A 24,432-nucleotide genomic window follows, 5' to 3' on the forward strand; every position below is an offset into this window, starting at 1 on the left:
CTTATAATTGTAAGACTGGGTTTTCAATCTTGTCAACGAAGTCGGTACATTATATTCATTATTATATAAGAAAAATTACTTTTTTCAATATCCCTTCACATTTAAGTTACTGTTCCCCTCAACGTGAAGCTTGAAATCACCTGTGCCCACTTCACCGGATATCTTCTTCTTATCAATCATTAAGCTAGGTAAATCTGAAGTAATATCGCCATATCCGCTGGAGCCATTCAACGTATAGTTCCCTAACAATGGCAAATATATATGGATATCGCCAACTGCACTATAAATGTCCCAGTCTCCTCCGACTTCATGTGAACGAACATCAATGATGCCATTCAAGGATTCTGCACGCAGCTTCGATCTGGCCCCATCAATCTCTAAATTCCCGTTTTTGCTAGAAATATCGATCTCGTCTTCATTCCCGATTGCACTGATATTGCCAACAGCCGTTGATAATTTCAAGGCCCCTGTAACGTTCCAAGCATTCATGTTGCCACCGCTTGTCGATAATTCAACACTGCCCTGGACGGACCTAGCACGCACAGCTCCATTCAGTGTTTTCCCCTTCACATTACCAAAGATACGATGAAGAATAAGCTCACCATTCCCCGTTTCCAGTGAAATATCTTCGATCGCTTCAATGTTCTGCAAGGTGATTCCGCCGTTCATTGTACGAACATCGAGGTTAAACCGACGATCTTCCGGCAAGGAAATGTCCAAATCCATTCGCGGCTGACGCTTACCTGATTCTCCATACGCCTTAGTGTTTGAAGTGATTTTTATGGTTGGTCCTTCAACAACATCCACAAAGGATTGTTCAGAAATGGCTTCAGCCATCGGACCCTCCAACTGATCTACCCAGACTGTAGTAGTAATTTGAATATTATCTACTGGTGCACGATGCAATAAAATATCCCCATTAATACCATCAACGGATATTTTGGCTGTATTTAATTCCACCGGAACAATGAGCGGAGCCTTCTGAAATTTACTTCCCTTAGCCTCGCCATAGTCCACTGCCGCTGCTGTAAGGTTGAGACTGACATTTTTCCACAGATATAAATAATGTTCTTGTTCGGCAACGATAAACACACTTGCAGCAAGCAATATAGCAGATAAAAGGCCACGTAAATCCAATCTTATTCTTGTTCCTTTTTGTACAGAGCTTGAACGACCAGAGAAGAAATACATAAACAGGAACTCAATCCCCCATAACACTGGGATGACTGGCCACCACTTCAATAGTAAGAGCATATAGTCGGTTCCGTCTTTCCAATCCAGAAACAACGGGATGGCAATAGCAATAAGCAAGACCGATGCTGTGTATCTTCCTACACGCCGGTTGTGAGACTCATTTTTTTTGCGCCAAACGATTCCTCTAACAATCTCTCGCGATCCTATGAATAGACCACCACATAATAAAACTGCAGCCACGGCTACCTCGGTATAGTTCTCGATAAAGAATTGTAACCAAGCTGGTTTTTGGCGAAACAAAATGAGTAACGCTCCCCCTAAAAGAAGTAGAAGTCCAAAGGATATCCCAGGCTCACTGACGATAGTACGACGCTTAGGAGGTGAGGTTACTTTTGCCACAGTATCATCAAGCTCTTGATCTTCGGGGTAACGAAGAAGCTTGTCTGCCGATTGCAGTACATCATATACGTTGTAGAAATAAATTGCCGGAATAATTAGTGCAAGTAAAATAAGTAGCGGAACATTAATCTGCATCCCTATAGATGAGAAATACAATAAAGCCGAAATATCCAATAGTATCAGGAAGATAAAGGTGATCCCTTTTCGGAGAAACCCAAAGTACAAGTGCCCAGTTCCTGGGATGAGAGCTGCCAATAGTCCAGCGATAAATTTGCGTTTTCGGGGGCGCCGCTTCGGACGGGGAGGGATTATTTTCTTCTGAATCTCTTTCTCCGTGGTCTCAAGATCGGCAGAACCCTGCTGCTCTTCCTGCTCTGGGCGCGTTGCAGAGTCATTTGTCATATTCTCGGCTCCTCCTTTCGTAAGTACTTTCTGTACATATGATTCTTCAAAGTGAACCACTCCGATAAAATTCAATCAATTCTACACCGGGAGCAACTTCCTGCGACCCAGTAGCTACAAAACCATGCTTTCTGTACAAAGAAACCGCAGGCAAATTTAGTTTCCCCGTAGATACGATGTATTGCTCCATCCCTGAAAAATGTTCAAACACATATTCCAAGAGTCTGCTTGCAATACCTCTACGGAAAAAATCCGGACCCACCATCATCCGCGTAATCGTAAGTTTGCCCGGGGATTCTTCCTCTATAGCAATCGCACCCATCAGCTCTTCATCTTCATCGAAGCAGCCGTAAAAGTCCTCTTTAGAATGGCTGAGCATCTCTCTCGTCTCCATAAGCGGCGGAATCTCACGAAACCCTATTAACTCGGCTTCCAGTCGGTAGGCCTTATGCTGGAGGCTCCATAGTTCATTAACGGTACTATCATCCTGCAGGTTTAGCTTAATAATTATATTCATCCCTACTAGTCCCCTTATATGCCGCTAAGGGCCTGCCGTTGTCGACAAGCCCTTAGCTTATTACATAAGTATATTACCCCAAGTATAAACGCCTTCGGCGTCCTTTTATGGACGACAAGCGTTTATACGAGAAATATAAGAATAATGTATAACGTGAAACTGATACTTTCTTATATTTTAAGAAGAAACAACGTTGTCGTCTTTTAAAGACGATAACCGTTTCTCGTAAAATATAAGAAAGTATAGTGTAAAACAAACTTATACTTTCTTATATTTCAGATAAAGGCTTAGTTGCTCAATACCTCGATCAGAAGTTTATTCGCTAAACCTGGATTCGCCTTGCCTTTACTTTCCTTCATAACTTGTCCCACTAGGAAACCAATGGCTTTCTGTTTTCCTGCTTTATAATCCTCTACAGATTGTGGGTTAGCTGCTACAACGGCTTCCACAATTCCTTTAATGGCACCTTCATCGCTGATTTGTACCAAACCTTTTTCCTCGACGATTGCAGCAGGCAATTTACCGCTCTCTAGCATTTCTTTAAATACAGTTTTAGCGATCTTGCTGCTGATCGTCCCACCTGTAATGAGGCCGATCATTTCTCCGAGCCCTTGCGGCGTAATTTTGACCTGAGGCAATTCCAGGTTATTACTATTCAAATAAGCAAGCAGATCACCCATGATCCAGTTAGCTACAGCCTTGGCATCCTGCGTATAAGCAAGACATCCTTCGAAAAAGTCCGCTAACGGTTTAGAGGACGTGATCACGCCAGCATCATAAGCTGTAAGACCCAGTTCTTCACTATAGCGAGCTTGTCTTGCGTCCGGTAGTTCCGGAATCGTCGAGCGAATAGATTCTTTCCAGGCATCATCAATGTGCAGCACGATCAGATCCGGATCTGGGAAATAACGATAATCATGTGCTTCTTCTTTACCACGCATGGATAAAGTTTTCCCTTGTGCTTCATCCCAGCGACGAGTCTCCTGAACAACCACTCCACCATCATCCAGAATCTCAGCTTGACGATATTGTTCATACTCCAGACCACGAAGCACACCACGGAAGGAGTTCATGTTCTTAAGCTCTGCTCTAATGCCGAATTCTTCTTGCCCTTCTGGTCGTAGACTGATGTTCGCGTCACAGCGCATCGATCCCTCTTCCATCTTGACATCGGATACGTCGCAGTATTGCATGATGGCACGGATTTTCTCCAGATATGCACGAGCTTCCTCTGGGGAGCGCAAGTCTGGCTCAGATACGATTTCGATAAGCGGTGTTCCTACTCGGTTGAAATCGACAAGCGACGCAAAACCACCATCTACGTGAGTGAGCTTACCTGCATCCTCTTCCAAATGAAGACGGGTAATACCGATCCGTTTCGTCTCTCCATTAACTTCAATGTCAATCCAGCCGTTCAAACCGATAGGCTGATCAAATTGTGAGATCTGATAAGCTTTCGGTGAATCCGGGTAAAAATAGTTCTTGCGGTCGAATTTACTAACATCACCAATGGTGCAATTCAGTGCCATCGCTGCTTTCATAGCGTAATCTACCGCTTGTTTGTTGAGCACTGGCAATACGCCGGGATGACCCAAGCAGACAGGACAGGTATGAGTGTTAGGTGGGGCTCCAAATTCAGTGGAGCATCCGCAAAAGATTTTGGAGTTGGTATGAAGCTCTACGTGAACTTCCAAGCCGATGACCGTTTCGTATTTAGACATAAGTAATCCCATTCCCTCCTTTACTACAGCTGTGGACGCTGCTTGTGATGATCAGTATGTTGTTCAAAAGCGTGAGCAACACGCAGAATCGTGCTCTCGTCAAATTCTTTACCGATAATTTGCAGACCTACTGGCATGCCTTCCGCAAAGCCACAAGGAACGCTAACTGCAGGAATACCTGCCAAGCTCACAGGAATCGTGAGAATATCGTTCAGATACATGGTCAGCGGATCTTCAGTCTGTGAACCTAATTTGAATGCTGTCGTAGGCGCTGTTGGGCCGATGACCACATCATATTTTTTAAAGATGTCATCAAAATCCTGTTTAATCAAAGTACGCACTTTTTGTGCTTTTAAATAATAAGCATCGTAATACCCGGAGCTTAGCGCATAAGTCCCTAGCATAATACGACGTTTTACCTCAGGGCCAAAGCCGCGACTGCGGGAGTTTTGGTACAGATCAAGTAATCCTCCGCCTTCATCTACACGTACGCCATAACGCACACCGTCAAACCGGGCAAGGTTAGATGAAGCTTCCGAAGAGGAAAGCAAATAATAAGCCGCTACTGCGTATTCCGTATGTGGTAATGAAACTTCCTCCCAGACAGCGCCCATTCCTTCCAGCACCTTAAGTGCAGACAAGACTGTCTCACGCACAGAAGCATCGACACCTGCTCCCAAGTATTCCTTAGGTACAGCAATGCGAAGTCCGGAAACATCACCAGTCAGTGAACTCAAATAATCAGGAATTTCTACCTTAGCTGAAGTAGAGTCCTGTGCATCATAACCAGCAATCGCTTGAAGCACATATGCAGAATCTTCTACATTACGCGTAAGTGGGCCAATCTGATCAAGAGAGGAAGCAAAGGCCACCAGTCCGTAACGTGATACAAGGCCGTATGTAGGTTTGAGACCTACAACGCCGCAATAGGAAGCAGGCTGGCGGATTGAACCCCCAGTATCCGAACCAAGTGAGAAGAACACTTCACCCGCAGCTACTGCTGCAGCAGATCCACCACTTGATCCTCCAGGAACACGTTCAAGATCCCAAGGGTTACGCACAGGCCCAAAGCTTGAGTTCTCGTTAGATCCGCCCATCGCGAATTCATCCATATTCAATTTACCGATCGTTACAGCGTCTGCCTGTTGCAGTTTAGAAGCTACAGTTGCGTTATAAATCGGTTGAAAATCCTTCAAAAATTGGCTGGCACAGGTCGTACGCAGTCCTTTAGTTACAATATTATCCTTAATTCCGGCAGGAAGACCAAACAGCAACCCACGTGCTGCTCCAGATGCCAGTTTGTCGTCCAAAGTGCGTGCAGACGCACGAGCGCCCTCCTCGTTCAAGGTCAAAAACGCATTTACTTTCTTATCCCGCTCAGCGATAATCGCCAGCGATTCTTCAGTCAGTTCACTGACCGATACTTCTTTAGAAGTTAACATACGGTGTACTTCAGGCAATCGATTTTGAAACAGGCTCAAGATTCTTCCCCCTTTCTAATTATGTAGTTATTCCAAAACAGCTGGAACCTTGAAATGTCCGTCTTCATCATCCGGCGCGTTAAGAAGTGCTTCCTCTTGCGTTAGGCTTTCCTTCACAACATCATCACGCATCACATTACTAACCTGCAGTACATGCGTGGTCGGCTTCACATTCTCCGTATCTAGCTCATTCAACTTTTCAGCATATTGTAAAATAGCATTCATTTGTTCTGTAAAGGTTGCCTCTTCTTCCGGGCTCAATTGCAGACGAGCCAGCTTGGCCACATGCTGCACATCTTTAACGGTAATGCTCATAAGATAAATCCCTCCTGTTTAAAGGGCTAAAGCGCCCGGATAACGTTTTTAATTATATTGTAGAAACTTGGACAATTCAATGATGCGCTTATATGGGTGAGGAATTACTCTTTATAATATAACAAAAAAGCCGGCTTTCGCCGGCCTTCCTTAAATCCAAGCTCTAAGATTCACCTGTTTAATGAAATCTGCTTGGGACATGCTTTCGCTTGACGTTGATTCCGTCTCTTCTGTATCCATATCTTCACCGTTCATCAAATGATGGAACAGCTTCTCATTGTACGTGGACAAAGCATAATCAATTAACGCTTCATGCGTTGCTCTCTCAGCCTCAGCTACTAATAAATGTTCTTCCGCCTCAATGTCCTCAGCCGGAACATAAAAGTTCCTATTAGCCTCCGGTACACGTATAACATAGTCAAACGCATTATCGGGATTGCGGTCGTAAGCAATTAGGTAGCCGTATTCCCCGATAGGAAGACTCTGCTCGAAAGCGTCCGCAACAATGACAATCTTCTCTCCTAAACGCAGCATCGCCCTACCTCCTGACCCCAAAATCTATCATGATTTTGCTTATTTCAACAGTCTACTAAAAAAAGATAGAACTGTCTAGCAGAAGGCCTAACGATCCTGAAAATTCTACGAAAATATACTATATTCGATACAGCATAAGTAAATATTTAATCAGGCAAGTTATTTTTTCTTGTCAAAAGTGAGGCACCGATGATGCTTAGTAAGATCAGTAAGCCCGCTGAAAGATATGGACCTGTTCTAAAGCCTTCTCCATCTGTAAGAATTCCTGCTGACAAACCGGAAAGCCCCGCTGGTGTCCATTCAAACCATGAGGGCAATAAACTTTGGCCTAAAGACAACCCAGCCATTAGCGCCAGCGCTAAAAAAGCAGCTACAGGAGGTCTTAAAAAAGCACTGAACAACAGCGTTGCCGAGACAACACATAATAGCCACAAACCATACACTCCAGAAGCTACGACAACATCGCCCCATGATAGTGAACCAATCAGCTGCTCTGTGTAATAAGCAGCACCCGCTGCACCCAGTCCAAGAGCAACAATAAGCAGTGTAAGTTGAGCTGTCCATTTAGCGATTACTATTGCTGCCGGAGAAACGGGTCTTACTAGAATTAACTCCATAGTTCCGCTATACCGTTCACCAGCTAAAGTGTTCATAGAGCCAAGCGCCAACACCAGCATTCCAATCGTTCCATACTGTCCCAGAGCTTGCGCCATCACAGCTGCGGCACTCGGTATTTCATACCCCTCCAGCAGACCTGGGGGCACATCTCCTGAAGCTTTTAATATTTCCGGCAAATAATAAGTGGTTAACGGCTGCATAATGCCTAAAATGATGAACACGACAGGTATCCAGATTAGCTTATAACTACAAGCCATCTCGAGCATTTCTTTTCGATAAAGGACCCAGGTGCTGCTCATACGCCCACCACCTTCATAAATAAATCCTCTAATGTGGAAGAGCCTGCTTCAAATTGCAGCAATGGAATTTCAAGCTGTGTCGCTTCGTGCAAAATCGTCCGGCGGGCCATTTCTACATCGTTCACATTGAAGACCGCATGATCTCCGGACAACTGAGACTCCAGTACAAACGGCTTGGAGGAAAGAGATTCCAGCCACTGAATAGCTTCTTTGTGCTTCTCGGTACGTAAACGAATAACAGGAAGGCTGTATTGTGAACGAAGCTGCGACAAAGACCCCTGCTCTGCAATTATTCCATGATTCATTAAAATAATATCATCACAAATCTCTTCTGCGTCATGCAGCACATGCGTGGAGAAAACTACTGTTGTCTCTTCACGTATTTCTCGTAGCAATTCCATCACATCCCTGCGGCCAATCGGATCAAGTGCAGATACAGGCTCATCCAGCAAAAGAAGTCGAGGGCGATGCACAAGCGCCTGTGCGAGACCCAGCCGCTGCTTCATCCCCCCGGAATAACCACCAATCCTGCGACGAGCATCGTCTTTGAGACCTACACGCTTAAGCGATTCTAATGCGCTGCTTGTCGCTTCTTTGGTCCCCATTCCACTAAGCTTTGCAGCAAATACTACATACTCCTGTCCAGTCATCCACCCGTAAAAGGCTGGAGACTGGGGTACATATCCTAATCCCTTGCGATATTCTGCTCCAGGGCGGCTCCCCTCAAAAGAAATCATTCCAGAGGTAGGTTCTAAAAGTCCAGCCAGCATACGTAGTGTGGTCGTCTTTCCAGCACCATTAGGCCCCAGTAGAGCTACACACCGTCCTTTTTCAATCTCAAAGCTTATATCATGTACGGAAATATGCGCCCCATAGCTTTTGCGTAAATTTGTAACTTGAAGGAGTGACATTAGACATCTTTCCTTCCTATCGTAAAATAAGCTATACTGCCAAGCATATTTCCAAAAATAATAATGATGATCCACATCCATTTTGGGCCACGCACGCTATCGGCTTTGGCTAAAGAAATCAAACCGATAATAGCCAGTAAAGCCTGTAAAATGATCAACGGCATAATTAAACCCCAATTTACATCTTCCATGAAGTACCACTCCTTTTGTGTTATGAAAGGAACGAGCTCATATTCTGGACCCTTACAGCTTCTTTCTCCTACGTCTTTCCGGTAGAATGACAACAAGTAAATAAACCAAAGCGGGTGACGGAACTGTAGTAATAGCCCATAATCCCCAGAACCAGGCTTTTCTTCCGCGTCGTCTTGCGTCCCGGAACAGCAGAGTCCCTTGCAGCATTAATAGGGCTGCTAGCAATAACCATAACCATATAGGCACATCCTGCAGTTCATTCATTCTTGTGCACCTTCTCTATTCCTCCTGATCCTCGCTATTCCTAGAGCACTGAGTCCCGCAATAGGAATAATCGCTTGAATAATCCAATAGATCATCGGCGCAGAACCGAGAATGGACAGAAATGCGCAGATCAGGATCAACGATATCCCCCAGAATAACAGCAGCTCTTTACGTTCCGTGCTCTTTCTATGCACAGAGGCATCAGCCATTAACCTCTCCAGTTCCTGTAATGAAGGTGGTGTGATGTCATTATATTGTGCATCTAACCGGTCAAGCTCATCTGAAAGCTTGTGCAAATACAACTCAGACTCCTTATCTTTATCCCTCTCCATCCTCATTCAGCTCCTTTCGTAGTTGGTTAAGACCAAGGGATACACGCGACTTGACTGTGCCTGAAGGAACTCGCATGATTTCGCCAATTTCGTCGTAGCTATAGCCATAATAATGCTTCAGTAGCACAGCTACTCTTTGCGCAGAAGGTAGTCTGGAGAGGGAATCCAGCACTTCACTCCATTCCTCCCCCCTGCTCTCAAACCGCCAACGAATCGAACGGATCCCCTGTTCCTGTTGCTCCCGCTGCTTCCATTCCGCTTCACGCTTCCATCGTCGCTTTCGATCAATAAATATTCTGGTAGCAATTGTGATTAACCAAGAGGAGAATGAAGAAGTTCCGTTATAGGTATTGATTTTTTCCATACATCTGACCATGGTGTCCTGTACAAGATCCTCTGCCAGCAACGGGTCCATGGTCACCTTGATTAAATATTTGAATAAAAAGGTATAGTGTTCTTGCAGCAGTGAAGACAGTGCTGAAGTATCTCCCTGCTGTGCCCGTCTGATTCTCTCCAGCGACTGATCGCTCATCTGCCCCTCCATCCATGATTTCGTTCCTATTTGTAGTACGAATATGTATTGCGAATCGTTCATTCCGCTAATAATTATTTTTTGAGCTCCCACAGCTTGCGTCGCCAGGGCTGAATTATCCCTTGCCTTGCCGGAAAACGCCAAAAAAGACGCGCACTTCTGCACTCGCCCCCTGAATTCACTTGCACTTCCATATAATCCACACTGCCCTCTTGGAGCAAGGATTCACCGCAATTAGCTTTGGAATCATACCAACTGTAGTCCAACGGGTAATATATATTCTTCTCCATTCTACTTCCCCCCCATGCTTTTAAGCCTATATGAAGACAAAAAAAGAACGCAAACCGGGATTAATTCCGCAGTCTGCGTGCTTCGCGAGGTAAATGTTACATTTAATTAACCTCATTGTAGTCCTTTTGTAGTCTTTTGTCTATCAAAACTTCCTCGGTTTTTGTCGGTTCTACTAGAACCAACATTTATTGAGCAAGTATAAACGCCTTCGGCGTCCTTATAAGGACGATAAGCGTTTAAGCGAGAAATATAAGACATAAAGTATAGGTGCTAAACTTATACTTTCTTATATTTGAACATAAGGGTTGCGAATCTTTTCAAATCCAATGGTTGTCCGTGGGCCATGACCTGGATAAACCTTCACTTCATCATCCATTTTGTATAGCTTGCCCCGAATTGAATCGAACAGATCTCGTTCCCTACCACCAGGCAAATCTGTGCGTCCAACCCCCATCTTAAACAGTACATCTCCGGAGAATAGATCATTTCCACAAAGGAAACTTACACTGCCTGGAGAGTGACCAGGTGTATGGTACACACGGAAGGTGTGTCCAATGAACTGCAGAACTTGTCCTTCTGCCAGATCATATTCCGCAGGATCTGTAGTTAAAGGAGGTGACACTTCCGGCCACATTAGCGAACCGTTCAGCTTGGGGCTACTTAGCCATTCACTTTCAAGTGGATGTAAATAAACAGGGCATTTCTTAGCTTTACGAATTTCGTCTACACCGCCCATATGGTCAAAATGTGCATGTGTTAACAAAATAGCTTCGATCTCCATCCCTTCGATACTCCGCACTAATGCAGCAGGATTCATACCGGGATCTATAATGATACCCTTCGCAGGATCCGCACCTGTCAGTAAGTAGGCATTCGTCTGAAGCGGACCTAGATTAAATGAACGTATATTTAGCATCGGTCTAGAATCCGGAAATCAGACTACGCAGTTCTTTTGCGATAACTATCTGATATTCCGTTCCTTCCCCATAGGCTTGCCCCATGGCCTTACGTGCTTCTGCGATTTTGCTGTCGTAATCAGCGGCCTCACGATCAGGATTCTCACGTTTGAACTCTCTCATTATACTCTGCACATGCTCTGGTCTAGGACCCCAATGTCCGAGCACATATCCGCCAGTATCTGCAAAAATCACGACTGGGACAGATCTTCCACCCATGGTCAAGAAATCATCCATAAGCTCCGGATTCTCTTCCAAAATGAATACCTCTGTTTTCATTCCAGCCGTCTCCAGAATACGGAATACAGCAGGAACGTTGCGTATCACGTCTCCACACCAATCCGCTGCAAGGATAAGTACCCGCATATCGTCGCGATGGTTCAGACTTTCGAAATATTCCTTATCGCTCTCATCTTCCCAAGTAAACTTCTCATACCAGGATTCAAAATCCTGTTGATTCTTCGTCATACTTTCTACGAATTGGCGCGGTGTTAGGCCTTTTCCAAACTTATGAGCTACATTCTGCTTCATTTTGTAGTCCCCTTTTTCTTGGATTTGTACCATTTAAACACAAAGTAAATGATGATCAGAGCGATCGCTACAAGTATAATTTCGTTGGTATACTTAGCTGCTACTTTGTCAATATCTTCCCATTTATTCCCCAAGGTCATACCCAGATATACAAACAAAGCACTCCATGGAATAACAGCAAGCGTAGTCAACAAAGTGAACTTACCTAAAGGCATTTTCGATATCCCGGCTGGAACGGAAATGGCATGACGAACAACGGGAATAAAACGTGCTGTAAAGATTACGCCAGTCCCATACTTATTGAACCACTCCTCGGAATGGTCAATATGCTTCTTTTGAATAAGAATATATTTCCCGTATTTCTCCAGAACAGGTCTGCCACCATAACGGCCAATCCAATATACAAAAATCTGTGCAATGACTCCGCCGATCGTACCGAATAATACGGCACCAAAAAAATTAATATCTCCACTCCATACTAAAAACCCGCCGAAAGCCAGTACAATTTCACTCGGAATGACTTCAATCATAAGTCCGATCATAATCCCAAAATAACCAAGACTCTGAATCCATTCAAACAATGTCGAGATCAGATCAGAAATAACATGCAACCGTACTCCTCCTCCCTTTTCCGCAGAATATGGCTATGTATCAAGCATAAACATCTTTGGCGTCTTATAAAGACGCTAAGCGTTTAAGCGAGAAATATAAGAACATAAAGTATAGATGCTAAACTTATACTTTCTTATATTTTCAAAAGCACTGCCGCTCTGCTCTATTTTCCAGTTTCTCTTAGCCTATTCTAGCACAAGCAACCTTATCACATCTACTTACAGCGGCAAGGCCGTCACCCTATTTCGATCCTCTCTAAAAAAGAGTTGGAACAATCCGTATAACCAAAAAAGGTGTGCACTTCCACCAATGAAGATGAAAGTAGACACCTCTTTAGCTAAAATCTAAAATGCTAACAAGTATATGAATTTCAAGAAAAAAATAAGTTGTTAATAAGCGGTCCATCCGGCATCCGCCGTTATTACCGTTCCATTCACGAAGCTCGCAGCATCTGAAGCCAAAAATAAAGCTATCGATGCGATCTCGCTGCTTTCCCCTGTTCGTGGCATCGACGCCATACCTTCTCCGGCTTTTTGACTACCAAAAGCACTCGGATTAGACAAATCAATATTAGTCTTTACTCCACCCGGCGCTATGGCATTGCAGCGAATTCCAAGCTTCGAGTACTGAAACCCTATATTCTTGGACATACCGATGACAGCATGCTTGGAGGCAGTATAGGCCACCCCTGCACGAGATCCTTCTAAGCCACCAATAGAAGCTACATTGATGATACATCCACTTTCCTGTGCCATAAAAATCGGCAGCACCTTACGAATGGCTCTCATGGGACCGGTGACGTTAACCGCAAACACTTTCTCCCATAAGTCATCTGTGATTTCATGAGCCGGCGTCATTTTATCCATAATCCCCGCATTGTTAACGAGTATATGGAGTCCGCCAAATTGTGTACTCGCGGCATCAATCATTCGCTGGGTATCCTCTTCCTTCGAGACATCTGCCTCTACAGGATAAACCACCCCGTTGCCCTTACCTTGTTCTGCATTCTTGGCCACCGCTTCAACATTCTCCAGATGGATGTCTGCAGCAATAACCATAGCCCCTTGCTGGGCAAAAAGGAGAGCAATTGCTTCCCCTATCCCAGAACCGGCACCTGTAACAACTGCAACTTTATTAGTTAGTATCATAAGTTCTCTCCTTCGCTTCTTTATTTCGGTCCACTCACCGAGTACATGCCCACAGTTAGTATTGGCAATGCCAGAGCTTCGAACGTCGTTAAATCCAAAGATTCGGTGACACTTTTGTTCTCAGTCAAAATGAGGAAAATACGCATTGACAGATAAGAAAACGAACGACTATTATATATTTAGATAATTACCTAAATATCGAAAGGCTGGGTGGAACATGAATGAGTCTTTCAAAGCATTAGCTGACCCTACCCGTCGCCAAATCATTCGGTTACTAAGGGAGAAAGACCGAACCGCAGGTGAAATTGCCGATTTTTTCAACATGTCTAAGCCAAGCATTTCTCACCATCTGAATGCACTGAAGCATGCCGATCTCGTACAGGATGAACGAAAAGGTCAATTCATTATGTATTCATTAAATACGACGGTTCTCGAAGAGGTTCTTGGCTGGCTGCTCGAGCTAACAGGTACTGGAAAGCAAACGGAGACTAAAAGCAAATCGTTGGACGGAAAGCAAAGCCGTCAGAATATCGATTCTGAGAAGGAGGCTGATTGACGATGAAGGATTTTAAATGGAGATGGCAAGACACACTAATTGTAATATTAGGTTTAGCCTCGCTATCCTACGCTTTAATCAATTATGGCAAGCTGCCACAGGAGCTGCCCGCGCAGTGGGGAATTACGGGTAAAGTCAACCGGTATTGGGATAAAAACATAGCTATTCCCATGTGCGGTATTTTGGGTATTGTGCTTCCGCTGATCATGCAGTTCACACGCAGCATCGACCCTAAGCGGGAAAATTACAAGAAGTTCGAAAATGCCTATGCCATGAGCAGGCTCGCTATTGGGGTGCTTTTTAACCTCATGCTTGTGCTCACGGTTGCTTACGGTCTGGGTAAAGATATTAATGTGGGCAAAATTGCTATAGGAGCCGTTGGAGTGATGTTTATTGCGCTCGGTAACTACATGCCACAGGTAAAAGATAATTATTTATTCGGTGTTCGTACAGCATGGACACTCTCCAACCCAGAGGTGTGGCGAAAAACACATCGCCTCTCCGGAAGAATGTGGATGATCGGTGGTTTGCTTATATTTGGAGGAGCCTTTTTGAGCGGAGTCTTGTCTCAGGCCCTTATTATTACAGCTCTTGTGCTTGCTATTATCGTTCCTGTTCTGTACTCTTGGATCATCTCGCGTCAGTTAAAATCGTGAAGCTAATACACTAAGCCGCCGACTCAGATCGTCGGCTTGTTCTGTCATATAGAACTTTCGGTCATTATGCTGCTCACCTCTACTAGCCTCGTATTCCGCCAACACTCTATACTGCCGCAAAAGCTCATTCCCTGAGGCAACACAGTTTATGGCCTCCATTCGATTCCCTTCCGCTAACTTTTTCCGGCCTATCATAAGCATGCCTTCAATCCCTTTGACCCACTTAGCGTTGTTGTATTTATCCAGCTGAATACTTTGACGTATCCAATATAGTGCAGCTACCGGATCATCACTGTACATCCATCGTCTAGCCATTTCCCAGCTTAAACTTGCATTCTCCGGAGAATATAGCAAACTCTGCTGGAGAATACTCACGCTCTTTTCGCCTGTGAGCAGCCTGGATAATACTACAGCTATTTTAGGTGATCGGGGATTCCACGCTAGCGATTGCTGTAGCAAACCTACCCTCACCGAGGGATCAACCGTCTGAACAGCTTGCCGGTAGTACCTCTCTCCTTGGGCGGCCTGAAAGGAGAACACGGATAGCATGAGACAAAGGGAACATGCGACAGTAATGGATAGTCGGCGGAGATATGGGTGCACGGGAATTGGCGGGTTCGCGGATGTCGAATGAGTGGGCTGCGGGTTCGCAGATGTCGAATGAGTGGGCTGCGGGTTCGCGGATGTCGAATGAGTGGGCTGCGAGTTCGCGGATGTCGAATGAGTGGGCTGCGAGTTCGCGGATGTCGAATGAGTGGGCTGCGGGTTCGCGGATGTCGAATGAGTGGGCTGCGGGTTCGCGGATGTCGAGTGAGTGGGCTGCGGGTTCGCGGATGTCGAGTGAGTGGGCTGCGGGTTCGCGGATGCGAAATGAGCGGTGAGCGAACTTCTGGACGTAAAGCTGGTAGTCGCAGATTGATATTCCTGCTCATGTTCAGCCAGGGCAAGTGCTGGCAGCCAGAAAAGCAGCAGCCAGATTAATCCGTAGCTCCAGTCAAAATCGACTGCGCTGTGCAAAAAGATAACCAAAAATGGCGGCAACAGCCGCGGCAATCTCTTAGCCAGCAGCCAGCCTGCTGCTAGCAGCATAAGCAGTATGGCTGCTAGGCCGACAAATCCTAGGTTCAACAGGATGTCGAGATAACCACTATGCACCTGGCTGCCTACATAAGGGCGAGATTGGGCGGCGAGGTATGAGCTCCGCCAAGTCTCGCCCCCGCGCCCCAGCCAAGGTGCCTCTACCGCCAGCCGCCAAGCGTCGCGGTAGAAAAGAGCACGCGCGGATACCGTCGATGACGGTCCGGTGATCCGCTCGCGCACGTGCAGGAGAACGGCGGTTCCCGCCGCCGTCCAACCTGCCACCGCCAATGCCAGCATGGCGGCTCGGGCACTGCCCGCCGCGCTGCGCTGGCGGCGGCACAGCCATAGGCCGGCTAGCAACGCGCCGGCCCAAAGCCCGGCCAGCAACAGCAGGCCGGGCAAAGGCTCTACCGCCAACTCGGCACGAGCCAGTTGGCGGTAGAACAGCGCCGCGGCGACCACGGGCGCGGCGCCAGCGGCAAGAAGCGGCGCGATAAGCTGCCGCTTCCAGAGCAAGACGGCGGCGCAGGCGCAAGCCGCCGTCAGCCACGCGCCGCGCGACTCGCTGAGGAGCAGCGCGGCGGCGTACGGGAACAGCGGCAGCAAGCGCAGCAGCGCGGCGGCCGTGCTTCCCGCTTCTCGCCGCTCCACTCCTTCGCATCCATTCCCTCTGTTTACTCTCACATCTACGCATCTTGACCCTATCTTTTCACTCCCTCGTTCCACCTTTATGCACGCTGCTCTTGTCTTGTCACTCCCTCGTTCTACCTTTACGCATCTTGACCCTGTCTTTTCGCTTCCACGTTCCAACCCAGCATACTCTATCTCTGTCTTTTCACACTCTCGCCCAATGCCACAACCTCCTGCTCCCCACATCTTCACGCTCTTTTGCGGTTTTACATCATAAGCAGCGACAGCAAATAGCCGCTCCAATAGAAAAACAGCCATCACAGCACCAAAGGCATTAGGATATTCCATCACCCCTGCTAATCTGGCACCTGTAATGCTTACTTCAGGCGAATTGCTGTAAGCAATAGCGAAAGGTAACTCTACCACCCCGCACACTGCTAGCAAAGCACTCATGCTTAAGAACATACCCAAAATGGACCACGCGGCAATGATAAGCTGACGCCCCACCCGATTTAACGCGCAAAAACAAACCAAAAATGCAAAGCTAGTACAAGCCCCACCGCAATATTTCATTTATTGTTCCCTGTGCCGAAAGAGGTTCCCTTAGCCAATGAATCAGATAGAGTGATAGAACTAGCAAAGGTGCGATCAACATTATTTTCACAGCTCTACGTACTCCACTTACTCCCCCTGTACTGCTTCTCCACTTGCCCACTCCAATGTACAAATAAAGCAGAACCGCAGAACACATCACAAACCATAGGGTCAGAAAGGGATACATCTCCTCCGTAAAAAAAAATCCCCGCAACAAACAGGCTCCTACTCCGGCTGCGATTACTAAGGTTGCACTAAAATATACGATTAATAAATCCAGACTCCGCTCTTTGTTAACGCTCCACATTTAGATACCCCTGTATTCGTTAAGTTATCTCTATCCTTTCCACATTTACCCTTCGCAAAACTAGAATGCAAAAAAGACGATACCTCTCCACGAAGGAGCTGCACCGTCCCAATTCTCATTAAAAAAGCTATATAGTTGCAAAAAGTACACTAAACATGCATAGAACCTTACATGAAATCGAAAGATATTAAAAAGTAATAATTTTACAGTTCTACTTTTCGAATTAAGAAAAAAAACTAAAGGGCTCTTAAGCGTAGGAGTAATTACCAGAAAAAGTAATTTGGTATGGAGTTAGCTCACGATGATTTTTACGGTTTCTCGCTTGTCACCCGTTCGTGGGGGAGCCTCCGCAGGCTTCGGTATTTTTTGTCTTCCTTTCGAACGCCGTGTCGGCTCAATATCCAGAGTCTGGACGAAAGAATCCCAGTCTCTCGCGAAGTAATATCGCATCTTTCGCAGAAAGTTCCACGGGCTAAGCAATGTCTGTGTTTCCCGTTGAATTAGCTGGCACAGCAAGGCCGTAATCATCCCGATGTAGCATTGGACCCAAATCGCGTTCGGATGATGATTGTGAAATGTAACGGTCGCCAGGTGCTGTTTAATCCACTTAAAAAATAGCTCAATTTGCCAGCGACAGCGATAGATTTCTCCGATATCCTGTGCGGTTAGTTCTTGGCGATTGGTAATGACTTCGTACACCTTACCTTCGTCATCTGAAAACTGTACAAGACGAACCTGAAAGAGTTGTCCTGAGACTTTGTCCAAAATCTCCACGTCAGCATCTCGGGTAATCAGGCCTTCCTTAGGGATCTCTCGTTCCCGAAGCACTGTATATTTCGTCTTGGTTTTCAAACGGGCAACAAAGAGTATGGCCTGCTCTACCCACCGTCTAAAATTACCGTAATTGACATAGCCACGGTCAAAGATGTACGTCGTATCCTGCTTCGTGACCAAACGGTTAACGGCTTGTTGATCCGACACACCGACAGTAGAAAGCACAATTTCATCCGGGAAATGGCAGCCTGACTCTAAGGAGAGCAACCGAGTATGAATCTTTACCCCTTTGGTTTTATCTTGATAAAAGGCCCAGTCCCCTAATACCTTAGGTAGAGAAAACGTGGTGGAATCCACTGGAGCTAATTTTCCAAAGTGCTTGATGCCTTTGGCTCCACGTTGGTGTGCTTTCAATTCTTGAGTCAACTGAGCAAACAGCCACTCTAAATAGGCTAGAGGAATGGCATTCAGTTTGCGATTTAAGGTGGACTCATGGATGGATGAAAGGCCCGTGAATGCTTGAAGATCTAAGTTCGTTTCCAGATTAAGTACGATGTCAGCCAACGATTCCCGTTGCTGGAGTTGGGCCTCGACCAAAAGGGCGATCGCTGAGCCGACAGAAAGCCTTTTGGTATAATGGTCGGTCAGCGGACACCGAAACGAACAAAGTTTTAAGCGAATTAAACACTTGCGTAAAACAGAATTTTGCGTTAAATTACCCATGGATGCTCCTTTTTGTAGAGGGATGTGGGTAACACGCCTACACTTTCTACAATAGGAGTTTTTTTATGGATTGAGAAGTGAAAACAAATCAATATACTCCATATTTAGTAATTTATTAAAACTTTTTTCTCATGTCAGCTTTTGCGCATGTCTAGTGCAAAAAGTACAACTAAGCTCTGATATTCGCTACTGCGTCCTAGTGTAATTGCATAATGTACAACTAATTTCCGAGAATCCCACCAGATGAGGAGAATTGTTCGTTTTTAAGTGTACAGAGTGCAACTAATTCACAGTAAAGCAACTTCAGAGGGTATTTAACTGCACAAAATACAACTAAACCAACTTACCGCTCCTAAAATGTCGTGCTACTCCTCCACCGAACTTTCACTCGGAAGCAGGTCAGCGCATACGCGCTCAAGGTAAGGTTTCGCCCCTATAAAATCGCGGAATGCGGTATATTCACGCCATTTGACGGAGTTATCACCACCCGTGCTCTTTACGGCGCGGATCAAAATGTTCTTCGGTGTATTTTCCAGGTCGATGAATTCCAGCAGCTGGCTACTATAGCCCATCATATCGAGCAATTTGGCACGGATGGCATCCGTAGCCAAGGCTGAGAACCGCTCCTTCAGTATCCCATGCGACAACATCGGACTCATTACTTCATTCTCAATCTGCGCGAATAATTCGTGCTGGCAGCAAGGCACAGACAAAATGACGGAGGCCCCCCAACGTACTGCTTTTTCGAGTGCAGCATCTGTAGCCGTGTCACAGGCATGAAGCGTTATAACCATATCTACCTGATCCAGCTCATTGTACTCGGCAATGTCACCCACAAGGAACTTCAGGTGATCGTAACCGATCTTCGCAGCAAGCTCATTACAATGCTCAATTACATCAGCTTTCAAATCAAGTCCAATAATATTAAGTTGCCGCTTCTTGCGGACGGTCAGATAGTGATAAAGGGCAAAGGTCAAATACGATTTGCCACAGCCAAAATCCACAATCGTTAATGGTCGACCCGTTGGCAGATCGGCAAGCACATCCTCCACCATCTCCAGGAAACGGTTGATCTGCCGGAACTTATCGTATCGCTTGGCCAGCACCTTTCCTTCTCTATTCATTATGCCGAGCTCCACAAGAAATGGCACAGGTTCTCCATCCTCCAGCACATAACGCTTGCGGCGGTTGTGTGCTAGATCCGGCTCTTCTTCTTTACTTGGAGACTTGGTAAGGATTGATACTTTGAATTTCTTGCTAATCAGCACCTGATAATCCGCTTCCACGGTGCATAACAAGCCTTGTCGATATGATTCTCTAAATAAAAGAGTCATGTCCTCCGCTGCTAATTCTGCCGGTACGTTGCGATGTTCAACCTTTGTACCAATATAGGACGCAAACTGATAATGCAACTTCCCCTTTAGTTCGACAGGTTTAATCTGTACCTTCGTACAGGTCTCCCCTTTGTTACGCACTTGGCTTAAGGTAGCCATAATCAAGGTACGGTCATTAATCAGTTGTTCAATAAGAGCTTTTAAAGATTCCACAACGCACATCTCACTTTCGGGATTAAAAATGGAGAATCTATGTCTCCTAACCATCATCGTTCCATTATATCACGGCTTTACAAGAGGTATCCTAGCAGGGCTTCACATGCAGCTCTCCACTAACAATAGTTATTGCTCGGCCAGACATCTTAATTTGGTCTTTGCATACCTCAAGCTGAAGCAAGCCTCCACGTTCGGAAGCTTGATAGGCGGTCAACTGCGTACGGTTGAGTCGACTAGCCCAAAAAGGTGCTAGCGCAGTATGCGCTGAGCCTGTGACCGGATCCTCATTTACTCCCATCTTCGGTGCAAAGAACCGTGACACACAATCAATGCCTTCGGTGGAGCTTTCAGCAGTAACCGCGAAGGCTCTCCCTTCAAGTCGGGATAAAGCCCCAAAGTCGGGAGTAAATTCGCGAACTAGGGATTCCTGATCGAGTCGTACAAGCACATTGTCAGCATATAGCATAGTTTCCACCACATTTGCTTCTGTAATACCAAGTGCTTCTGTAAGAGCCGGAATTGTAGAAGAAGGTCTAAGCTCATAAGGTGGGAAGTATAGTGATATCAGGTCACCTGCACGAGAAGCTCTAAGCAACCCACTGCGTGTATAGAATCTAGCTTCCACATCGGGATCCAGCAATCCAGCCTCCCACAATACATGTGCACTTGCTAGTGTAGCATGGCCACACAAATTAACCTCAGCCTTGGGCGTGAACCAACGCAGGCGATATCCATCATTCTCCGGCCAGAGAAAGGCCGTCTCTGACAAATTCATTTCTGCTGCTGTCTTCAGCATAAATGCCTCGTCGACAGTATGCTTCAGCAAGCATACTGCCGCCGGGTTTCCTGAATAAGCTTTCTCTGCAAAGGCATCAATAATAAATAACGGGGTATTCATTAGGCTTCCGACTCCCTCCGAACTTCTGTGATCCGGCTCCACTCTTTCCATCCTTGTTCCACTTCATGTATAGGAAGCGAGCCTTGTTCCAATTCTTCAGGTGATTTAAGCAGCAGCCGTCTGTACAGATTATCACCTTCCAGCGAGACATCTTCCTCCTGCTCCCATAGTCGATACAGACTGTCCTCCGCTTTACTGTAATGTCCAATCGACTCCATATAAACTAGCAGCAGCCGTTCCGTCTTGGCTGGAAGACGATACGCTTTGACTTCCTCCAGAAGTCCATCGATATCCTCTGTCATCTGCAGCATTTCTCGATCAGCGCCGTGCAAACCTGCGTACAAATATAAATGCAGTGCCCTCATACTTTTGAATAGTCCTGCATCATGATCGCCACTTGCAGCATAAATGCTGCCCTCTTCCTTAAGCAGTTTGGCTACACCTTGAAGCTTATCAGACTCCAACACACCGTTAAAACGGAACATATCTATGATATCTTCTACAGATAGTGAATTTAAAAGACGTGAGTTCAGCGGAAAATGTCGGTTCAATAGCTCATCAATTTCCCATAAGGCTTCCGTTGTCTTCCGCTCTTGCTTGAGCGTTAGAACCTTGGCAACCATCGCCGTCATATCTTCGATCATTCGGACAATATAGTCTCTTCGGAACATGAACTTCCCCCTTTTCCATACTGTAACTGTAAGGCTTGTGTATCTGGCTATTATATGTGCTCTATTCATTTATCTTAAACCATTGCATTACGCTATGCCACCAAAGCAATTATAGGAAAAAGAATGAACATAATCCTTCTTCTTATTTACACAAAATACCAAGTTAAAATATACTTGACCCCACCAATCAAGGATGAATACATAGGAGGCAATCCCTACTCATGATCCCCGCAAATACTACTGAATCTAACAGCCGTAACCCCTTCCTGGGATTCACTGATCCATTTGCTGAATCACGTGCTTTTCCTTTTCTATGGCTAGGTCACCTGATTTCATTTCTAGGAAGCTCAGTTACCATGTGTAGGATTTGGGATAGATGCCTTTACTTACTTAATGTCCTTAGTCTGTCTGATCTATTTACGAAAAGTACTACTCATCAAATCAAAGTCTGAAATAGCCAAGTCCGCTACATCATCTGATATACAACCCTTGAAATCTTCTCCGAATTGGAAGCAGGATTTCATGAAGGGGATAGCGGTATTGCGAAGTCAGCCCTGGTTGTGGATTACGATTTTGGCTTTTTCATTCATCAACATTTGTTATGCCGGTATTACAAGTATTCTTGTACCTTGGCTTTTTAAAGTACACCATGGCTGGGAGCCCTACATTTATGGACTTGTAGTCACTTTTCTCAGGAGTTGGTGCGATTATCGGAGGACTGCTGTTCGGCATGAGACCCAAGTGGAATCATCGAGGGTTTATGGCCTACGGAGGTGCTTTCCTAAGCGGTCTGGCGCTACTGTTTCTCCCCTTTGCTCCAAACGCCATTAGCGCAATTGCCCTATTTGCTCTCGAGGGCTTCGGTCTAATGATCTTTGGCCTCATTTGGGAGATTAGTCTACAAGAGCTCGTGCCTCAGGAAGCCTTCGGTCGTGTTGCCAGTTTAGATCTGCTAGGCTCCTTCGCACTGCTACCTATTGGGTATATCCTTGTGGGTGAGTTGGCTGACCTCATTGGAGGCGTAACAACCATAGCTATCTTTGCCGGACTGGGAATGACATGTATTGGGATCGTATTAAGTGTTCCATCCATCCGCAATTTCAATTGTCTCCTAGAAAAGAGGCAGCCCACGCCAGTTACTTTGACGCGGAGCTGCCTCTTTTTGAATTATTATTTCAGCGATCACACATGGCTGTTAATACTAACCGTAGCTTGGGCGAATTCCTTGATAACCTCTGCTAACCGTTCCGGAGCTTCAAAGAGGCTCATGTGGCCTGCTCCAGAAATCGTAGCTTGCGTTATGTTTGGTTTATCCGAAGTAAAGGTGCGCTCCGCAGGAATCAGTCCATCCTGCTCGCCAGCAACAAGTAGTACTGGCAGCGTGGTAGCTGTGATCACATCACGTCGATCTGGACGCTCGCGCATCGCCAGTGCAGCTCCCGTTGCTCCTTGTGGAGGCGTTTTGTAGCCAATTTCTTTTGCTCGTTCCAGCAGCTGCGGTGATGCAGAAGCGGTTGCTTTAGCAAAAATTCCTGGGACGAAGCTGTCCACAAAAGGAGTAATGCCTTCATTTTGAATCCTGCTGACACTTTTCAATCGATTCTCCCTAGCTTCTTCACTATCCGGATATGCCGTAGAATGGATTAATCCAAAGCCCTTCAACCTAGAGGCATACCGCTGCGCGAACGAAAGTGTAATATATCCACCAAGTGAATGTCCCAGCATGGTGCATTCAGAAATTTCAAGTGTATCTAACAAGCCCAGAACATCATCTGCCATTTTTTCAATAGTATAGGGTCCTAGTGGAGCCTCTGAAGCTCCATGACCACGTAAATCGGGAGCAATCACTCGGTAGTTGTTGCTTAAAATGGGGATGACTTGTTCCCAGTATTCAGCACTTCCACAAAAGCCATGCAGTAATACAATAACCTCGCCTTTCCCCTGATCACTGTAGCAAATATTGCTTCCGTCACAACGTACTCTTTCCATGGCTGCTTCCCTCTTTCCAAAATACTAAGATATATTAACTAATATCTATTATTAAGCAAAACAGCTCTCCTTGAAACCGGCATCCTATTCTTAACGCCCGATTCCAAACCCTTTTGCTGCTGCGGCGGCAATTTGTTCAGCCATAACCATAACTCTATGTAGTGGAGTAGTCTGCAGCGTCCGATAGGGCTTTGGACCATTGATATCTACAATCGCCGCCAAGCTATAATGCCCCACTGCGGGAAGGCATACCCCCACCGATTGTGCTGGCTGAAGCGGCTCATTCGAAACGAAGTAATATCCAAGAGCTACTGGAGGTCCTAGGCAAGCATCCACAGCAATAATGATATGCTCAGATGGAATCTCAGTGACTCTGGCCACCAAATTATCTGCATCGCAAGGAGATGGCAACGTACCGATCACGTGCGGAAAGCCATATTCCAGAAGTTTGCTGCCTGTTAATGGACCGAGAGCATCACCTGTAGAACGATCCGTTCCGATACACAGAAACGTCACTTTCTCAGCTGAATGCAGCGCAGCAATTTCCATAAAAAAAGACACCAATCCTACATCGTCCATTTTGCTTCGTTTTCCGCTTCCCTGTTCTCTAATTGCCAATACCTTTCCTCCCCTCGATGATATTTTTGATTTCATGCCTTTAATTTAACATGATTTCTGTGGGCCCGACAAAAAAATGGTGATCAAGCTCACAAACATGGTAAAATACATGGATCAGTATACAGAGAGGATGTTAA

The 24,432-nt window shown here is 45.8% G+C and carries 27 protein-coding genes and 1 pseudogene; 3 read left to right on the forward strand and 25 right to left on the reverse strand.

The features are described 5' to 3' along the window. Positions 1–84: 84 nt before the first annotated feature. The 17 genes from MHH52_RS25100 to MHH52_RS25180 all read right to left on the reverse strand — a co-directional run bounded on the left by MHH52_RS25100 (position 85) and on the right by MHH52_RS25180 (position 13,249). Positions 85–1,995 carry a DUF4097 family beta strand repeat-containing protein gene (locus MHH52_RS25100; protein WP_340005048.1) on the reverse strand — a complete coding sequence of 637 codons (1,911 nt, stop codon included), beginning with the start codon at positions 1,993–1,995 and terminating at the stop codon, positions 85–87. A 46-nt stretch (positions 1,996–2,041) separates the two neighbouring features. After that, the gene (locus tag MHH52_RS25105; RefSeq protein ID WP_313641307.1) at positions 2,042–2,506 is read right to left on the reverse strand and encodes a GNAT family N-acetyltransferase; all 465 of its coding nucleotides are present in this window, start codon (positions 2,504–2,506) and stop codon (positions 2,042–2,044) included. A 293-nt stretch (positions 2,507–2,799) separates the two neighbouring features. Beyond that, positions 2,800–4,233 (reverse strand): Asp-tRNA(Asn)/Glu-tRNA(Gln) amidotransferase subunit GatB, encoded by a 1,434-nt coding sequence (gatB, locus tag MHH52_RS25110; RefSeq protein ID WP_313641288.1) that lies wholly within the window; start codon positions 4,231–4,233, stop codon positions 2,800–2,802. A 23-nt stretch (positions 4,234–4,256) separates the two neighbouring features. Then, a complete protein-coding gene (gene gatA, locus MHH52_RS25115) occupies positions 4,257–5,714 on the reverse strand; it encodes an Asp-tRNA(Asn)/Glu-tRNA(Gln) amidotransferase subunit GatA (protein WP_340005050.1) in 1,458 nt (485 codons plus the stop codon). Positions 5,715–5,741: 27 nt separating this feature from the next. Continuing rightward, complete coding sequence (gatC, locus tag MHH52_RS25120) at positions 5,742–6,029, reverse strand: Asp-tRNA(Asn)/Glu-tRNA(Gln) amidotransferase subunit GatC (protein ID WP_042131015.1); 288 nt, start codon at positions 6,027–6,029, stop codon at positions 5,742–5,744. 150 nt (positions 6,030–6,179) lie between these two features. Then, a complete protein-coding gene (locus MHH52_RS25125) occupies positions 6,180–6,563 on the reverse strand; it encodes an ATPase (RefSeq protein WP_313641291.1) in 384 nt (127 codons plus the stop codon). A gap of 146 nt (positions 6,564–6,709) precedes the next feature. After that, complete coding sequence (locus tag MHH52_RS25130; RefSeq protein WP_340005051.1) at positions 6,710–7,480, reverse strand: ABC transporter permease subunit; 771 nt, start codon at positions 7,478–7,480, stop codon at positions 6,710–6,712. After that, the gene (locus MHH52_RS25135; protein WP_340005053.1) at positions 7,477–8,391 is read right to left on the reverse strand and encodes an ABC transporter ATP-binding protein; all 915 of its coding nucleotides are present in this window, start codon (positions 8,389–8,391) and stop codon (positions 7,477–7,479) included. Before MHH52_RS25135 ends, MHH52_RS25130 begins: the two co-directional genes overlap by 4 nt. Continuing rightward, on the reverse strand, positions 8,391–8,582 hold the full coding sequence (locus MHH52_RS25140) for a PLD nuclease N-terminal domain-containing protein (RefSeq protein ID WP_042131020.1): 192 nt from the start codon (positions 8,580–8,582) through the stop codon (positions 8,391–8,393). Before MHH52_RS25140 ends, MHH52_RS25135 begins: the two co-directional genes overlap by 1 nt. Positions 8,583–8,634: 52 nt before the next feature. Beyond that, positions 8,635–8,847, reverse strand: a complete 213-nt coding sequence (locus MHH52_RS25145; protein WP_313641295.1) for a hypothetical protein — start codon at positions 8,845–8,847, stop codon at positions 8,635–8,637. After that, positions 8,844–9,179, reverse strand: a complete 336-nt coding sequence (locus MHH52_RS25150) for a YxlC family protein (RefSeq protein WP_340005054.1) — start codon at positions 9,177–9,179, stop codon at positions 8,844–8,846. The genes MHH52_RS25145 and MHH52_RS25150 overlap by 4 nt, the downstream gene beginning before the upstream one ends. Continuing rightward, entirely contained in the window at positions 9,166–9,711 is a 546-nt protein-coding gene (sigY, locus tag MHH52_RS25155; RefSeq protein WP_313641297.1) for an RNA polymerase sigma factor SigY, read from the reverse strand. Before sigY ends, MHH52_RS25150 begins: the two co-directional genes overlap by 14 nt. A 74-nt stretch (positions 9,712–9,785) precedes the next feature. Next, on the reverse strand, positions 9,786–10,001 hold the full coding sequence (locus tag MHH52_RS25160; RefSeq protein ID WP_340005056.1) for a hypothetical protein: 216 nt from the start codon (positions 9,999–10,001) through the stop codon (positions 9,786–9,788). Between the two features lie 287 nt (positions 10,002–10,288). After that, positions 10,289–10,918 (reverse strand): MBL fold metallo-hydrolase, encoded by a 630-nt coding sequence (locus MHH52_RS25165; protein WP_313641300.1) that lies wholly within the window; start codon positions 10,916–10,918, stop codon positions 10,289–10,291. Between the two features lie 4 nt (positions 10,919–10,922). Continuing rightward, the gene (locus MHH52_RS25170) at positions 10,923–11,489 is read right to left on the reverse strand and encodes a thioredoxin family protein (protein ID WP_340005057.1); all 567 of its coding nucleotides are present in this window, start codon (positions 11,487–11,489) and stop codon (positions 10,923–10,925) included. Further along, the gene (locus tag MHH52_RS25175; protein ID WP_313641302.1) at positions 11,486–12,100 is read right to left on the reverse strand and encodes a DedA family protein; all 615 of its coding nucleotides are present in this window, start codon (positions 12,098–12,100) and stop codon (positions 11,486–11,488) included. Before MHH52_RS25175 ends, MHH52_RS25170 begins: the two co-directional genes overlap by 4 nt. A gap of 390 nt (positions 12,101–12,490) precedes the next feature. After that, a complete protein-coding gene (locus tag MHH52_RS25180) occupies positions 12,491–13,249 on the reverse strand; it encodes a glucose 1-dehydrogenase (protein WP_340005058.1) in 759 nt (252 codons plus the stop codon). Between the two features lie 217 nt (positions 13,250–13,466). On the opposite strand from MHH52_RS25180, the gene MHH52_RS25185 reads away from it, so the two are divergent. Both MHH52_RS25185 and MHH52_RS25190 read left to right on the forward strand, forming a co-directional pair. Then, positions 13,467–13,805 (forward strand): autorepressor SdpR family transcription factor, encoded by a 339-nt coding sequence (locus MHH52_RS25185; protein ID WP_340005059.1) that lies wholly within the window; start codon positions 13,467–13,469, stop codon positions 13,803–13,805. Positions 13,806–13,807: 2 nt separating this feature from the next. Then, positions 13,808–14,461: an SdpI family protein gene (locus MHH52_RS25190; protein ID WP_340005061.1), complete on the forward strand. Its 654-nt coding sequence runs from the start codon at positions 13,808–13,810 to the stop codon at positions 14,459–14,461. Here MHH52_RS25190 and MHH52_RS25195 read toward each other — a convergent pair. From MHH52_RS25195 to MHH52_RS25220, 6 genes are all read right to left on the reverse strand, one after another. After that, positions 14,450–16,744, reverse strand: coding sequence for an O-antigen ligase family protein (locus MHH52_RS25195; RefSeq protein ID WP_340005062.1), 2,295 nt, complete (start codon positions 16,742–16,744; stop codon positions 14,450–14,452). The genes MHH52_RS25190 and MHH52_RS25195 overlap by 12 nt on opposite strands. Next, entirely contained in the window at positions 16,716–17,072 is a 357-nt protein-coding gene (locus MHH52_RS25200) for a hypothetical protein (RefSeq protein WP_340005063.1), read from the reverse strand. The genes MHH52_RS25195 and MHH52_RS25200 overlap by 29 nt, the downstream gene beginning before the upstream one ends. 291 nt (positions 17,073–17,363) lie before the next feature. Next, a complete protein-coding gene (locus MHH52_RS25205) occupies positions 17,364–18,569 on the reverse strand; it encodes an IS4 family transposase (protein WP_340004457.1) in 1,206 nt (401 codons plus the stop codon). A gap of 365 nt (positions 18,570–18,934) precedes the next feature. Further along, positions 18,935–20,125, reverse strand: a complete 1,191-nt coding sequence (locus MHH52_RS25210; protein WP_340009823.1) for an SAM-dependent methyltransferase — start codon at positions 20,123–20,125, stop codon at positions 18,935–18,937. An 82-nt stretch (positions 20,126–20,207) separates the two neighbouring features. Beyond that, the gene (locus MHH52_RS25215; protein WP_340005064.1) at positions 20,208–21,017 is read right to left on the reverse strand and encodes a PhzF family phenazine biosynthesis protein; all 810 of its coding nucleotides are present in this window, start codon (positions 21,015–21,017) and stop codon (positions 20,208–20,210) included. Beyond that, positions 21,017–21,688 (reverse strand): DUF6483 family protein, encoded by a 672-nt coding sequence (locus tag MHH52_RS25220; protein ID WP_340005066.1) that lies wholly within the window; start codon positions 21,686–21,688, stop codon positions 21,017–21,019. Before MHH52_RS25220 ends, MHH52_RS25215 begins: the two co-directional genes overlap by 1 nt. A gap of 360 nt (positions 21,689–22,048) precedes the next feature. On the opposite strand from MHH52_RS25220, the pseudogene MHH52_RS25225 reads away from it, so the two are divergent. Then, positions 22,049–22,793, forward strand: a pseudogene (locus MHH52_RS25225) (MFS transporter); the annotation flags it as partial. Positions 22,794–22,870: 77 nt separating this feature from the next. On the opposite strand, the gene MHH52_RS25230 reads toward MHH52_RS25225, so the two are convergent. Together MHH52_RS25230 and yyaC are read right to left on the reverse strand one after the other, a co-directional pair. After that, positions 22,871–23,677 (reverse strand): alpha/beta hydrolase, encoded by an 807-nt coding sequence (locus MHH52_RS25230; RefSeq protein ID WP_340005067.1) that lies wholly within the window; start codon positions 23,675–23,677, stop codon positions 22,871–22,873. Between the two features lie 90 nt (positions 23,678–23,767). Then, positions 23,768–24,295, reverse strand: a complete 528-nt coding sequence (yyaC, locus tag MHH52_RS25235; protein ID WP_313640729.1) for a spore protease YyaC — start codon at positions 24,293–24,295, stop codon at positions 23,768–23,770. Between the last annotated feature and the right edge of the window lie 137 nt (positions 24,296–24,432).

The sequence above is a fragment of the Paenibacillus sp. FSL K6-0276 genome (genome assembly GCF_037977235.1).
GTDB lineage: Bacteria > Bacillota > Bacilli > Paenibacillales > Paenibacillaceae > Paenibacillus_AQ.